The sequence below is a fragment of the Haloferax gibbonsii genome (assembly GCF_001190965.1).
GTDB lineage: Archaea > Halobacteriota > Halobacteria > Halobacteriales > Haloferacaceae > Haloferax > Haloferax gibbonsii.
Genome location: NZ_CP011947.1, coordinates 2,622,572 through 2,636,462, shown reverse-complemented (window position 1 = coordinate 2,636,462; position 13,891 = coordinate 2,622,572). Strand labels below are relative to the sequence as shown.

The 13,891-nt window shown below is 69.3% G+C and carries 15 protein-coding genes; all 15 read right to left on the bottom strand.

Features of this window, described 5'->3' with window-relative positions; translation table 11 throughout:
* Positions 1–12: 12 nt before the first annotated feature.
* Positions 13–1,392 carry a bifunctional metallophosphatase/5'-nucleotidase gene (locus tag ABY42_RS13395; protein WP_049905057.1) on the bottom strand — a complete coding sequence of 460 codons (1,380 nt, stop codon included), beginning with the start codon at positions 1,390–1,392 and terminating at the stop codon, positions 13–15.
* Positions 1,393–1,512: 120 nt separating this feature from the next.
* Entirely contained in the window at positions 1,513–1,725 is a 213-nt protein-coding gene (locus ABY42_RS13390; protein WP_004969446.1) for a dodecin, read from the bottom strand.
* A 108-nt stretch (positions 1,726–1,833) separates the two neighbouring features.
* Positions 1,834–2,643: a helix-turn-helix transcriptional regulator gene (locus tag ABY42_RS13385; RefSeq protein WP_004974701.1), complete on the bottom strand. Its 810-nt coding sequence runs from the start codon at positions 2,641–2,643 to the stop codon at positions 1,834–1,836.
* Positions 2,644–2,742: 99 nt separating this feature from the next.
* Positions 2,743–3,402, bottom strand: a complete 660-nt coding sequence (locus ABY42_RS13380) for a hypothetical protein (protein WP_004974704.1) — start codon at positions 3,400–3,402, stop codon at positions 2,743–2,745.
* Positions 3,399–4,112, bottom strand: a complete 714-nt coding sequence (locus ABY42_RS13375; RefSeq protein ID WP_050459739.1) for a hypothetical protein — start codon at positions 4,110–4,112, stop codon at positions 3,399–3,401. The genes ABY42_RS13380 and ABY42_RS13375 overlap by 4 nt, the downstream gene beginning before the upstream one ends.
* Positions 4,113–4,168: 56 nt before the next feature.
* On the bottom strand, positions 4,169–4,513 hold the full coding sequence (locus ABY42_RS13370; protein ID WP_004974708.1) for a DUF7116 family protein: 345 nt from the start codon (positions 4,511–4,513) through the stop codon (positions 4,169–4,171).
* 87 nt (positions 4,514–4,600) lie between these two features.
* Entirely contained in the window at positions 4,601–4,849 is a 249-nt protein-coding gene (locus ABY42_RS13365) for a DUF5816 domain-containing protein (protein WP_004974710.1), read from the bottom strand.
* Positions 4,850–4,888: 39 nt separating this feature from the next.
* Positions 4,889–5,254 carry a HesB/IscA family protein gene (locus ABY42_RS13360; RefSeq protein ID WP_004062279.1) on the bottom strand — a complete coding sequence of 122 codons (366 nt, stop codon included), beginning with the start codon at positions 5,252–5,254 and terminating at the stop codon, positions 4,889–4,891.
* A gap of 120 nt (positions 5,255–5,374) precedes the next feature.
* Positions 5,375–6,655 (bottom strand): histidinol dehydrogenase, encoded by a 1,281-nt coding sequence (hisD, locus tag ABY42_RS13355; protein ID WP_394325148.1) that lies wholly within the window; start codon positions 6,653–6,655, stop codon positions 5,375–5,377.
* An 88-nt stretch (positions 6,656–6,743) separates the two neighbouring features.
* Positions 6,744–7,340, bottom strand: coding sequence for a hypothetical protein (locus tag ABY42_RS13350; protein ID WP_050459737.1), 597 nt, complete (start codon positions 7,338–7,340; stop codon positions 6,744–6,746).
* A gap of 72 nt (positions 7,341–7,412) precedes the next feature.
* The gene (locus tag ABY42_RS13345) at positions 7,413–7,685 is read right to left on the bottom strand and encodes a hypothetical protein (RefSeq protein WP_050459736.1); all 273 of its coding nucleotides are present in this window, start codon (positions 7,683–7,685) and stop codon (positions 7,413–7,415) included.
* A gap of 127 nt (positions 7,686–7,812) precedes the next feature.
* Positions 7,813–8,949, bottom strand: coding sequence for a pyridoxal-phosphate-dependent aminotransferase family protein (locus ABY42_RS13340; protein WP_004974718.1), 1,137 nt, complete (start codon positions 8,947–8,949; stop codon positions 7,813–7,815).
* Between the two features lie 171 nt (positions 8,950–9,120).
* Positions 9,121–12,279 carry an FAD-binding and (Fe-S)-binding domain-containing protein gene (locus ABY42_RS13335; protein WP_156224414.1) on the bottom strand — a complete coding sequence of 1,053 codons (3,159 nt, stop codon included), beginning with the start codon at positions 12,277–12,279 and terminating at the stop codon, positions 9,121–9,123.
* Between the two features lie 132 nt (positions 12,280–12,411).
* Complete coding sequence (locus tag ABY42_RS13330) at positions 12,412–13,224, bottom strand: hypothetical protein (RefSeq protein ID WP_050459735.1); 813 nt, start codon at positions 13,222–13,224, stop codon at positions 12,412–12,414.
* Between the two features lie 30 nt (positions 13,225–13,254).
* Positions 13,255–13,830 (bottom strand): flavodoxin domain-containing protein, encoded by a 576-nt coding sequence (locus ABY42_RS13325; protein ID WP_004974726.1) that lies wholly within the window; start codon positions 13,828–13,830, stop codon positions 13,255–13,257.
* Between the last annotated feature and the right edge of the window lie 61 nt (positions 13,831–13,891).

The following is a 13,891-nucleotide window of genomic DNA, read 5'->3' as shown; positions in this document are numbered from 1 at the left end:
CCTCGACCGCGCTCAGTCGTCGGCGCGGGTGGCCGACCGGCGCTCGATGCGCCCTTCGACCGCGGCGTCGAAGCCGACCTCGCGGGCGTACCGCGCCAGCGCGTCGTGCTGTATCTCGAACTCGCCGACGCGGTGGGCCTGCGTGATGGCCGGGAACTCCTGTGTGCTGTGGAGCAGGTAGTCGCTCGTGGCGACGGTGTAACGCGCCTCGGGGTCGACCGGCTCGCCGCCGACGAACGCCTCGACGACCTCGTCACGGTCGTCGTCCCAGACGATTCGCGCGCCGCTGACGTGGGCGTGCCACCAGTCCGGTTCGCCGAAGCCCATCTCGGTCCCGCGGGCGGCCCCGAACGCCGCCAGTAGCTCCGTACCGGTCACCTCGGCGACGACGAGGTGCTCCTCGAAGGGGACGAGGCTCACGAGGTCGGCGTGGGTCACGTCGGGGCCGACGGGCGGGCCGGAGCGGATGCCGCCGCTGTTCTGCAGCCCCACGTCCGCGCCGGTCGCCCAGCGGTAGGCGTCGGCGATGGCGTTGCCGACGCGGCACTCGCCGGCCGCGACGGTCTCCTCGGCGCGGTCCATCGGGCGGTCGATTCGACAGAGCACCTCGTCGAGGCCGGCGGCGTCGACGCGGCCCGCCAGCGCCGCGACCAGCCCCTCGTCGGCCCGGTACTCGGCGGTCCGGTGGCGGACCGTCTCGATTCTGTCGGCGGCGACGCGGACCTCCCAGACGACGTGGCCGTTCGCCCCGGGGCGGACGATTGGCACGCCGTCGACCACGTCGTCGCGCTCGGCGTGGACGTGGCCCCCGAGGACGAGGTCCACGTCGCACCGGGCGACGAGTTCGTCGTCGCCGCTACCGAGGTGCGAGAGCGCGACGACGAGGTCCGCGCCGTCGTCTCTGAGCGCGGCGGCCGCGTCGGCGGCGGCCGCGTAGGGGTCGGAGAAGCCGACGTCGGCCGCCTCCGGGTTGATAGTGCCGGTCGCGGGGTCGGTGACGCCGAAGAAGCCGAGGGTCAGCCCGTCCACCTCGCGGGTCGTTCGCGGGACGGTTCCCTCGTCGGCGGCGAACCGGCCGCCGTCCTCGCCGTGGACGTTGCTCGTGACCCACGTCGGTCGGCTCGCGGCGACGAGTTCGCGGGTCCGGCTCGGCCCGTAGTCGAAGTCGTGGTTGCCGAACGTTTCGAGGTCGGCGTCCACGGCGTCGTAGAAGTCGAGCGCCTGTCCGCCGCGCTCGACGAGCGAGAGGACGCCCGGCGCGGTGTTGTCGCCGGTGCCGACCACGAGCGTGTCGTCGCCGTCGAGGGCGCTGACGCAACCCGCGAGGCGGCCGGCGCGCTCGGTGTCGTCGAAGACGTTCTCGATGTCGGAGTAGTGGAGGAGCCGAGGCATTCGCTTCTCGAATGTGGCGGTGCGGGCGGATAAGAAGCCGTCGGGACGGCCCGCGCCGTCGACGTGGGCCAACCCGAGTCGGACCGACGCGGGCCGGTCTCGACCGGGTGAGCGTCGTCTCTACTCGCCGTCTTTCCCTTCGAGTTCGAACGCGACTTCGACCTCGGCTTGGTACTCTCGGGTCTCGACGGACGCGAGTTCGACGCCGAGTTCCTTTACTTCGACCCAGTGGACGCCCGCGAGCGTCTCCTCGGCGCGGTTAATCGCGTCGTCGACGGCGGCGTCGAAACTCTCTGCACTCCGACCGACAAGGGTGATTTTCTTGAACACCATCTCGTCGGACCCTTCGCCTTACTATCACAAATAATCGTCCCCGATTCGGCGGCGACGGCGGGACGAGCCGAAGGGGTGCGCGGTGGGCGTGGCGGAAGGGTGCGCGGCTCACTCGTCGGGCCGATACGGACGCGCCGTCTCGGCTCGCGCCGCGACGCGCGTTCGCCCCCACGACACGGCCGCGGAGTCGTAACTCACGACCAGCGCCTCCGGCCCGCCCATGTGGTCGTAGACGACGAGCGTGACCGACGCCGTCGTCGGTCGGTCCACGACCACGACGCCGTACGGCGGGTCGCCTTCGACCGCGGACACGCGGACGCCGGCGTCGACCATGGCGTCGAGCCCGTCGGGGTACCGGTTCGAGAGCCAGTCGAGGGACTCCGCCGAGAGAACGAGCGTGGCGCTGTCACCGAGCCGCGCGAGTTGCTCGTGCGCTTCGGGCCAGATGCTGAACAGGAACGGGCCGTTGAACCCGGAGATACTCGTCGATTCGCCGAGGTCGAACTCGAGCGGGGAGCACTCTTCCATCGCCGCGAGGTCGCCGGTGCAGACGACCGCGTCGCGGAACAGCGAGGGCGGCGGGTTGACCGATTCCGGGAGGCGGTCGAGCACCGGTTTCGCGTCGAGCACGTTCGCCATCGACCGGAGCGCCTCGTCGTGCGTCTCCAAGGCGACGCGACCCGCGCTCGTGGCGACGAAGCCGCCGTTCGACCGCTCGACGAGCCCGAGTTGAACGAGGCGCTCGACGCCGCGGTCGACGGTGGACCGAGAGACCGAGAGCGCGCGGACGAGGTCGGCCTTCGAAAGCGACTCCGACGAGAGCGCCTGGAGGAGCCGACGGCGGCGGCCGACCGCCTCGAACGCGTCGGCCGCGTCCCCGCCCTCGTCTTCGTCCTCGTCACCAATCCAACTCGACATCGGTGTGAACATCTCAGGGCCTACACAAATGTATATCGGGACTCCGGATATTCGCCCGCAATCGGGGGGCTCGGGCGGACCGGCGGCCGCCTCAACGTGTCAACGAGATGTTGATTCGAGCCGTTTCTGCAACGCGCCGACGACGTCGGAGAGGTGTGCGGTCCCCCAGATGGCGACGATGACCCCACCGACGGCGTCGAACACGAGGTCGAGGAGCGTGTCGTCGAGGCCGTACTGCGTCAGCACCGACGCGGTGCCGGCGAGCGAGGCAACCCCCGAGATGGCGAACTCGATGACTTCCCAGAAGACCCCGAACGCGAGCACGAAAAGCAGGATGAAGACGAACATGAACCGCGGCGGCAGGTAGATGTCCGCCGTGTGCTCGTCGACCGCGCGGACGGTCGCGTAGCCGGCGGCCGCGACGACCGACGACGACAGCGCGTGCGTGAGGTGGTCCCACCACCAGACGCCCGCGTAGAAACTGGTCTCCGAACCGGGGAAACCGACCGTACCCAGCGCGTGGAGGAACGCCGCCGTCGATATCCAGAGCGTCAGCCCGGCGTCCATCGGGATGCGGTAGTCGCGTTCGAGTAGCGCCGGGAGGTAGGTCACGCCGAGGCCGACGAGCGCGTTGACGACGATGCCGAGGTTCCCGCGGTCGAGGCCGATGAAGACGAGACCGACGAGGACGACCTGCATCGCCCGCGAGAGCTGGCGCTGGCGTCGCGCGTCGATGTGGAGATGCGAGCGAATCTTCACGACGACTCACCGCCCTCTCTCGTGGCGTCGTCGTCAGTTCTCGCCGGACTCACGTCCTCGGCGACGTCCGCCACCTCCTCGGGGAGCCGCTCGCGCGAGCCGGCCCGGCGGCGGAAGTAGTACTCGAACAGCAACCCGGCCCCGAGTCCGGCGACGGTGGCGGCGACGAAGTCCCACATCAGCCCCGCCTCGACGACGTGTTCGGGTCGGCCGTTCAACAGCAGGCGCGTCCCGAGATAGAGGTCCGAGAGCCACTGGACGACCGCCCAGACGCCGGCGGCGGCCATCGTGGCGATGACGACGAAGAAGACGGCGAACGAGTGGTTCATCCGGACCGGCGTGAACACGTCGAGTTCGACGGCGACGATGAGCGCGATGGCGGCCACCGCGAGGTACGTCGAGACGCGTCCGGTGAACGTCACGCCGCCGATGGTCTGGCCCCGAACGAGGACGCGAGCGACGAGCGGGAGCGACGCGAGCGCGACGACCTCCCACGGCAGCATCGCTCTCGGTTCGCGGAAGGCGACCGCCGGAACGACGGTGACCGCGGCGACGACGGCCGCGAACCCGCCCCAGACGAGGTCGCCGCCGGTGACGACGCTCCCGACGGCGACGGCGACGAGGAACCCCACGAACAGCCACGCGAGTACCGCGTTGAGCCGTCTACTCCGGACGAATTGCGCCAGCTCCGTCTGTGCGGCCTGCGACATGCTCGTCCGTTAGCGACGGGCTGAGAAAACGTTTGGGCGAAGACGCCCCGTTTCGATTACGTGTTCGTTCCGTGAACGACCTCGTAGTCGTTCCCACCACCGTTCGACACGCCGATGATTGCCCACTCGTATGGAAGGTCGATACCGCGAAGCCGCTCTCGAAGCGCGCTGATGTGGTCGTCCCACGTCACGAAGCAGCGGAACCGATACGGTGTCTCGGTTCCGCCGTCTGCGAGCACCGGACGGCATTCGGTCGCTTCTCGCGAACTCAGTGCGGTCACGTGGACCGTACGCCACTTGCGTTCGGCCAGCATATCGGTTCCGTCGCCCGAGACGGAGTAGCCGAGCCGGCCGAATATCGACCGAGCCTCCTGGACGGGAGGCATCGAAGCCTGGGCCATGCACGTCTACGTACACCCGCACCCCTGATAAAGATTGCCACGGTATGACATACCAATAGTTGACGAACGGTCGCGCCGGGCGCTCGACTACTCGTGAGCGGCGTCCCACTCCTCGGGCTTTCTGACGTTTCCGCAGTTGTTGCACTCGATGCGGGCCATCGTGTCCATCGCGGTGTCGAACGAGTCGCAGTTACCGCAGAGGTAGCCCCATCGGCTCTCGGCGTCCTCGGTCGAGTACACCACGTAGAACGGTCCCTTCGAGCCGCGCTCGGCCTCGTCAGTGGCGACGAAGACAGTCTTGCCGCTCGATACGGTCTGGGTCTGGAGTTCGGCCATGCCACCGATTCGCGCGGGGGTGGCTTAAGAAATTGGTCCCTACGTCCGGAACGACTCGCCGCAGCCGCAACTACTCTCGGCGTTCGGGTTGTTGACGTGGAAGCCCGCACCCTGCAGGCCGCCCTCGAAGTCGAGGGTGGAGCCGCCGATGTAGTTCATGCTCGCGGGGTCGACGAACACGCGGAGGCCGTGCTGTTCGACGACCGTGTCGTCGTCTTCCGGTTCGTTGTCGAAGCGCATCCCGTAGGACAGCCCGGCGCAACCGCCCTGCTGAACGAACAGCCGGAGGCCCGCCACGTCGGTGTCCATCGACTCTCCTTCGAGGAGGGAGACGGCTTCGTCCGCGGCCGCGGGCGTGACCGTGACCGCCACATCGCCGCCGCCACTCGCGGATTCCGTGCTCATACGCCCCACTATACTGTGGGAACGGTTAACTGTGGCGCAGGCGGAACCCGGTGCCGGCTCGGTAGGATGTGGCTACCGGCCGCAAGTCAGAGGGAAACGAGTCGAACGAGCCGCGTTCGCCTACTCTTCGAACCGCTCGCGGACGCTCTGAGCGTGGGCGTCGAGTCCTTCGGCCTCGGCGAGCGTCGTAATCGTCTCCGAGAGCTCCGACAGTCCCTCGCGGTCGAGGCGCTGGACCGTCGTCGAGCGGACGAAGTGGTCCACGGAGAGCCCGCCCTGTCGCTTCGCGCCGCCGCCCGTCGGGAGGACGTGGTTCGTCCCGGAGGCGTAGTCGCCGGCCGCGACGGGCGTGTACGGGCCGAGGAAGACGCTCCCCGCGGAGTCGATGCGGTCCAACAGCGCCTCGTCGTCGTCGGCCTGAATCGTCAGGTGCTCGGCGGCGTACTCCTCGGCGAACAGCACCGCCTCGGACATCGACCGCGCGAGGAGGACGCCCGACGCGTCGCCTTCGAGCGCCGCCTCGATGGTCTCGGTCCGCTCGCGCTCGCCCGCCTGTCGTTCGACCTCCGCGACGACTTCCTCGGCGAGGTCGGCGTCGTCCGTGACGGCGACGACCGACGCGTTCGGGTCGTGTTCGGCCTGCGCGACGAGGTCGGCGGCGACGAACCGCGCCTCGGCGGTCTCGTCGGCGACGACGAGCACCTCGGAGGGACCGGCGAGGAAGTCGATGTCCACGTCGCCGCGGACCTCGGCCTTCGCCGCCGTGACCCACTTGTTGCCCGGCCCGACGACCTTCTGGACGGCCTTCACCGTCTCCGTGCCGTAGGCGAGCGCGGCGATGCCCTGCGCGCCGCCGACCGAGTACACCGCGTCCGCGCCCGCGACGTGCATCGCGGCGAGCGTGACGGGGTTCATCTGGTCCGCGGGCGGCGTGGTGACCGCGACGTGTTCGACGCCCGCGACCTTCGCGGGGATGACGCCCATCAGGACGCTCGACGGGTAGGCGGCGGTGCCGCCGGGTGCGTAGACGCCGACTCGGTCCAGCGGGCGGTAGCGACGCCCGAGCTCGCGGCTGCCGGCGTCGCCGAACTCCTCGCGCCAGTCCTCGGGGACCTGTTTTTCGTGGAACTCGCGGACGTTCGCCGCGGCGGCCTCGATGGCCTCGCGCACGTCGTCGTCGATTTCGTCGTAGGCGCGCTCGGCGGCGTCGGTCACGTCGATGTTACCGACCTGAACGCCGTCGAACTCGCTTGAGAACTCACGGACCGCCACGTCGCCCTCGCGGCGGACGCGCTCGACGATGTCGCGCACGTCGGAGCGAACCTCGCCGACGCCGGCGTCCCGCTCGAAGAAGGCGCGGCGGGCGTCGGTGCCGAGGTCGGCCAGTTCGCGAACCTCGATGTTCATACCCCGGCTTTGCGGCCGGCGCGAAAAGTCGTTGCGGAAGCGGTGGGCGGCGCTCGCGTCCCGCGCCGCGGCCTCGCGCGACCTACGCCACGTCGCGCTGTTCCGTGTACGTCAGCGTTCGGTCGTCGGTCTCGATGGTCGTCTGGACCGTAATCCAGCCGTCGGCCTGTCGGACCGCGAACGCCTCGGAGTACGAGAGTTTGACGCGCTTCGTCGTCGTGTAGGACTCGCCGGCCGCGAGGTCGCCGACCGCTTGGGACCCGCGCCAGACCTCGTCGTCCGGGTCGGTGCTGTTGCCGACGAAGATGCGGCTGTAGACGGTGACACCGGAACTGTCGGCGTCCTGCTGGTTGGTTATCGTGCTCGTCACGTCGCGGCACGTCTGGCCGCACTTCTCGATGTTGTCGACGACGACGCCGAACGGCGGCACCGATTCGCTCTCGGACGCGTCGGCGTCTCCGTCGCCGCTACTGCTGTCTCCGCTCTCGCTGTCACTACTTCCGCTGTCGCTGCTACCGCTGTCGCCGTCGTCGGGCGGCGCGGTCGTCTGCGTGGGGAACGGTTCGTCTGAGTCGCCGGCGTCGTCGGAGAACGGTCCGATTCCGGTCACGAACGCGGCCGAGACGCCGGCCGTGAGGAGGACCAGAACTGTCGCGGCGACGAGGAGTGTTCGTCTCATAACTGAATTGAAACTTCGTCTTGGACGGCTGTCGTTCAGCTCAGTTGCCGGCTACCTTCGGGTCGCACTTAGTTACGCACCCGAAAAGTCGGTGGCGAGGTCGCTTAGCGAGTCCCCAAGCGACCCGTCGAGGGCCTCGTTCAGGAAGTCGCTAACGAGGTCGTGGATGTCCGAGACGAACTTCGGGACCGGGCCGGGGAGTTCGCCGGGCGGCCCCTGCTGGCCGGCCTCGGAGGCGGGGGACGATTCGCGTGCGTTGTCGCTCGGTGCGGCGGCGGCGACGCCCGCGGTCGCGACGAGAGCCGCGAGCGCGACGCCGACGAGGGTGAGTCTGCGTCGGTTCATGGTGAATCGCTTCGGTCGCCACTCGCGGAGCGACGCTCATGAATACGGGACACCGTGGCGGGCGTTTTGCGCCGGTTTCGCCGATTTTCGCCGCGGTTCGCGTCGAATTGCCGCCGGTTCGGGGGCGCTACTGGCCCAACTGCTCGCGCATGGCGGCGAACCCGGCTTCGGGGTCCACGTCCGCGCCCTGCGCCTCCAGCGCCTCGCCGAGGGCGGTCAGGAGGAACGAGACGTTCTCCGGCCGCGCCGAGTGGCCCATACAGCCGACGCGGAAGATGTCGCCCGCGAGCGCGCCGAGGCCGCCGGCGATTTCGAGGTCGTAGTGGTCGAGCACGTAATCGATGGCCGCGCCCGCGTCGACGCCGTCGGGGACGAGCACCGCGTTGAGGCTGGGGAGCCAGTACTCGTCTTCGGGGTTGAGTCCGAGGCCCATCGCCTCGACGCCGGCTTTCAGCGCGCCCGCGACCCGGCGGTGGCGCGCCCACCGCTCCTCGATGCCCTCCTCGGCGACCAGTCGGAGCGCCTCGCGGATGGCGTAGACGTTGGTGATTGGCGCGGTGTGGTGGTACGATCGGTCGTCGCCCCAGTAGCCCTCAAGCAGCGACAGGTCGAGGTACCACGAACGAGGCGGCTCCTCCCGCGAGAGCACCTTGTCCATCGCGCGGTCGTTGAGCGTCAGCGGGCTCGCGCCCGGCGGGCACGACAGGCACTTCTGCGGCCCGGAGTAGGCCACGTCGATGCCCCAGTCGTCGACTTCGAGTTCGACCCCGCCCAGCGAGGTGACGGTGTCGGCGACGACGAGCGCGTCGTGGTCGTGGGCGATGCTCGTCAGTTCGGGGACGCCCGGCTGTTTCACGCCCGTCGAGGTCTCGGCGTGGACGAACCCGAACACGTCCGGCTGGTGCTCGTCGAAGGCGTCCTGCACGTCAGCGGGGTCGAGCGGCTCGCCCCACGGCGCGTCCACGTGGACGACCTCGCCGCCGGCGCGCTCGGCCATCGACTCCATGCGCCCGCCGAAGTAGCCGTTCGTCGGGACGAGCATCGTGTCACCCGGTTCGACGAGGTTGCCGATGGCCGCCTCCATCGACGCCGACCCGGTCCCCGAGACCGGAATCGTCCACTTGTTGTCGGTGCGGAACGTGTAACGCATGAGCTCCTGCACCTCGTTCATGATGTCGATAAACGACGGGTCGAGGTGACCGACGAGCGGCGTGGACATCGCGCGGAGCACGCGCGGGTGGACGTCGCTCGGGCCGGGGCCCATCAGCGTGCGATTCGGCGGGGTGAGTTCGCCGACATCGGGTGCATCGGACATGGTCTGACTTGACGTGCCACGCAAACGGGCAAAAGGGATGTGATTGCGGAACGCTGTGAAAAGGACTCGGCGGGCGACCCCGACCCGTTGGAGGCCAGCCGAGTGCTTCGAGTAGCCCGCTCAGCCCGACAGCGCCTGCGCGACCTTCTCTATCGGGTGCGGCGGTCGCCGCGCCGCGTCGTCCCTGTCTTCCAGTTGCGTCCGACACGACGCGCCGGGAGCGACCACTTCGTCGCCCCGGCTCTCGTCGACCTGTTCGAACAGGATGTCTCCCATGGCCTTCGAGAGGTCGTAGTGTTCGGCCTCGTAGCCGAAGCTCCCAGCCATGCCGCAACAGCTCGAATCGAGCGGGTCGACCTCGTAGCCGACCCGCCGGAGGACGCCCACCGCGTGGTGGTCCTTGTTCAGCGCCTTCTGGTTGCAGTGGCCGTGGTAGGTGAGCGAGCCGAGTGAGCCGAGCGCGCCGCCGTCGGCGACCGCGGAGGTGACGGGCCCGGCCGCGCCGTCACCGTCGGCCGAGCGTCCGCGAATCGGGAGAGTCTCGTCCAGTCGGTGGGTGTCGAGGAACTCCATGACGCCGTAGGCGGCCGCGGCGACCGGCGCGACCGCGTCGTCCGGCAGGAGGTCGGCGTACTCGTCTTGGAACATCACCGCGTCCGAGGGCTCGACGAAGACGACCGACCAGCCGTCTTCGACCGACGGGCGGAGCGTCTCGACGTTGTGTCCCGCGCGCCGTCGCGCGAGGTCGAGGAAGCCGCCGGAGTAGGCGGCGCGACCGCTCGGCTCGACGCCCTCCGCGAGGCGGACGTGGACGCCGGCGGCCTCCAGCACCCGCACCGCCGCCTTGCCGATTTCGGGCGTGACGTAGTTCGCGTAGGTGTCGGGAAACAGGAGGACGCGGTGGTCGGCTTCGGACGCCGGCACGCGGGGTCGTCGCGCGTCCATCCACGATTCGAGCGTGTCGCGGGTGAACGACGGGAGCGACCGGTCCGGGGCGATGCCTGCGAGTCGCTCCATCGCGGCCCGCGCGCCCGGGAGCTCGGCCGCCCAGTTCGAGACGGGCGCGAGGGCGCTTCCGACGCCCGCCAGCCGGTCGATGTTGGCGAACAGGCGCTCGCGGAGCGACGCGCCCGCCTCGGCGTGGTAGGCGTGTTTCACCTCGGCTTTGAGCTTCGCCAAATCGACGCCGGTCGGGCAGTCGTTCTGACAGCCCTTACAGCCGACGCAGAGCCCGAGGACCTCCTCTTGGAACCGGTCTGAGTGAATCTCGTCCTCCGGGAGGTCGCCGCTGATGGCCGCGCGGAGCATGTTGGCCCGCCCGCGGGTCGTCTCGGCCTCGTCCTTCGAGGCGCGGTAGGTCGGACACATCGTCTCCGACCCGGTCTGCCGACAGGTGCCGCAGCCGTTGCAGAGTTCGACGAGGTGCGAAAAGCCGCTCTCGTCCGAGAAGTCCAGCGTCGTCGCGGGCTCGATGGACTGGTAGGCCGCGCCGTACCGGAGGTTCTCGCGCATGTCCGCGCCGACGCCGCGGTCGCCGTCCGGCCCCGGGTCGGAGGGACCGTCGCGATAGACGACGTTCCCGGGGTTCATGCGCCAGTCGGGGTCGAACGCCGTTTTCAGCTCCTTGAACGCGCCCCAGAGTTCGGGGCCGTACATCTTGGGATTCCACTCGGTTCGGGCCATCCCGTCGCCGTGCTCGCCCGAGAACGCCCCGCGATGGTCCAACACGAGGTCGGTCACGTCGTCGGTGATGGCGCGCATCGTCTCGATGCCCGCGCCGTCCTTCAGGTTCAAAATGGGACGGATGTGGAGCGTCCCCGCGCCGGCGTGGGCGAAGTACGCGGCCGAGGTGCCGTGTTCTTCCAGCACCGCCTCGAACGACTGGACGTACTCCGCCAACTCCTCGGGGGGGACGCTCGCGTCCTCGATGAACGGGTAGGGCTTCGGGTCGCCCGGCAGCGACATGAGGAGCGGAATCGCCGCCTTGCGGAGCTTCCAGAGGTCCGCCTGCGCCGCGGGCGTGTAGGCCTCGATGGCGTCGAACGCGCCGCCGTCGGCGTCGGCGTCGCCACCGGCGTCGCCGTCTCGCAGGAAGTGCTCGTTCGCCTCGCGAACCACCGCCTCGAAGTCGTCGTGCAGTTCGGCGTCGAACTCCAGCATCAGGGTCGCGGCCGTCCCGTCGGGAATTTCCTCGACGTACTGGGCGTACTCGCTGGACTCGGCGGCCATCCGCAGCACCTCGTCGTCCATGAGTTCGACCGCGCTGGCGTCGAAGTCGAGCGCGTCGGGGACCGCCGCCATCGCCGCCACGAGGTCGTCGTAGGCGTAGAGGACGAGCGCCGTCTCCTCGGGAACCGTCACGAGAGACACGGTGGCCTCGACGACGACGCCGAGGGTGCCCTCCGCGCCGACGAACAGTTTGGAGAGGTTGATAACCGTCTCGCCGCCGTCGCTCTCGGAGACGACCTTGTGGAGGTTGTAGCCCGACACCGACCGCTTGAGGCTCGGATACCGCCGCTCGATTTCGTCTTCGTGTTCCTCGACGAGGCCGAGGACGGTCCGGTAGAGGTGGGCCTCGCGGTCGTCCTTCCCGACGATGCGGTCCCACTCGTCGCTCCCGACGACCACGTCGCGGGTGTGGACGACCGACCCGTCGGCGAGGACGACCCGCAGCTCTTCGGTGTAGGCGTCGGTGATGCCGTAGCGGACCGAGTGCGCGCCCGTGGAGTTGTTGCCGATGCCGCCGCCGACGGTCGCCCGGTTCGAGGAGGCGGGGTCCGGCGCGAACTTCAGTCCGTGGTCGGCGAGGCGGTCGTCGAGGTCGTCCTGCACCACGCCGGGTTGGACCCGCGCCCGCCGCGCGTCGGGGTCCACGCAGACGATTTCGTCCATGTACTTCGAGCAGTCGATGACGACGCAACCGGGGCCGACGGTCTGTCCCGCCAGCGACGACCCCGCCCCGCGCGGGAGGACGGGAACGTCGTGCTCGGCCGCCGTCCGCACCGCGGCGCGCACGTCGTCCTCGTCGCGGGGGACGACCACGCCCGCCGGGCGCGCCCGGTAAATCGAGCCGTCGGTCGCGTACAGCACCTGCGCGTACTCGTCGAAGCGCACCTCGCCGGAGACGACTTTCCGAAGGTCGGCGGCGAGGTCGGCGTGCTCGGCTACGTCGACCACGTCGTAGTCGCGCGACTCCTGAAACCGCCGGAAGTCGCCTCGTTCCTCGCCGTCCGTCTCCGCCGCGATTCGGGTCGCCCGCGAAGGGCCGTCGCCAGACATTATCACGTATAATCGTGCAGGATAGCAAAAACCTGTGTGTGACTCGCCATGTTTGCCAGAAGCGGTAGTCGTTCGCGGCGGACCGGCTTCGTCGCGCGCGGGCCGAGTGTGCCGAGTTGGGTGAGAACCCGTCTACTGCGGCGGGTTCCGGGGGTAGTTCCCGACGCCGGTCCGCAGTTCGCCGTCGGCGACAACCCAGCCCTGGCGGTCCGCCGGGAGGTCGTAGGCGGCGACGTGGTCGACGTACTCGTTGTAGTTCCAACCGCCGACCCACCACGAGTTCGCGCCGCGGAGTTCGACGCTCACCGAGACGTTCGTCGTCTCGGGGCCGTCGTACCGCACGAACAGCACCGACTCGTAGTCGTAACACCGGGTGTCGTCGCTGTTGCTCGGCCAGTCACACGGGACGAGCCGGGCGTTCTCTCGCGGTTCGAACAGGGGTTCCGTCCCCTCGGGCGCGAGCGTGTCGATGGACTGGTTCACCCGCACGTCGGCGAACAGGTCTATCGCGTCGTGTTCGACGCGGAGCGTGTCGGAGTCGTTCTGACTGTACTCGCTCGCGGGAATCGGCTCCCAGCGGACCAGTCGGTCGTTCTCGACGACCGCCCGGTAGTAGGTCGGGTCGGCGGGAATCTCGTCGGCCCGGAGGCGGAGCATCGGGCCGTACTCCGTTTCGACCACGTCGTACGCCCAGCCCGTCGGAAGCAGGTACTCGCGGGACTCGACGGCGTCGCCGACCGCCGAGGAGCCGTCGCTGACGGGTAACGGCACGAGGACCGTCACGTTCGAAATCGGTTCGTCGGCCGAGACGCGGACGCTGTAGTCGTACTGGCTCCCGTAGGAGTCGAGAAACGAGAGCCGGCCGAACGCCCAGAGGCCGCCGGCCGCGACCGCGACCACGACGAGCGCGGCGACGACGACGATGCCGAGTGTGCGAACGTTCATCGAAATCACCGAGCGGGCTAGTCCGCCCGCTCAGACCGCCGCACCTCCCGCGGCGGTGCCCGCGGTCGACTCCACGAACTCGGCGAAGTCGGCGGCGAACGACTCGACTTCGTCCCAGTCGGTGTACTCGTAGTCGCGGGAGGCGTCCGTGTCGCCGGTCGCGTCCTTGGCGATGCGCTTCATCATCATCCGGGTGAGAAAGCCGTACTCCGAGTACCGAAGCGCCCCGCCGAACGCGGCCATCCGCTCCGGATGCCAGCCGCTCTCTTCGACGAACTCGTCGAGGTACGTCGCGACCTCGGCGCGGGCGTCCTCGTCGTCGAGCGCCGACGACAGCGACACCTGGAAGAAGCCGTTGGGCCGCGCCTCGATGTCGTCGCGGTGCTCGCGGACGAACTCGTAGACCGGCTTCGAGTGCGCGCCAAGATGAATCGACGACCCGACGAGCACCGCGTCGGCGTCGGCGAGCGCCTCGCCAACGTCCGAATCGGCGACCGAGGCGGTCCTCGCGTCGTGCCCGTGCGCCGCCAGCGCCTCGGCGATGCGCCCGGCTATCTTCTCGGTCTGTCCCTCTTTGCTCCCGTACGCGACGAGTATCGTCCCCATACAGCTCACCGCGTACCTGTTGGTTCGCTCACAGCATAACCCCACACACAGCCTCTCACCC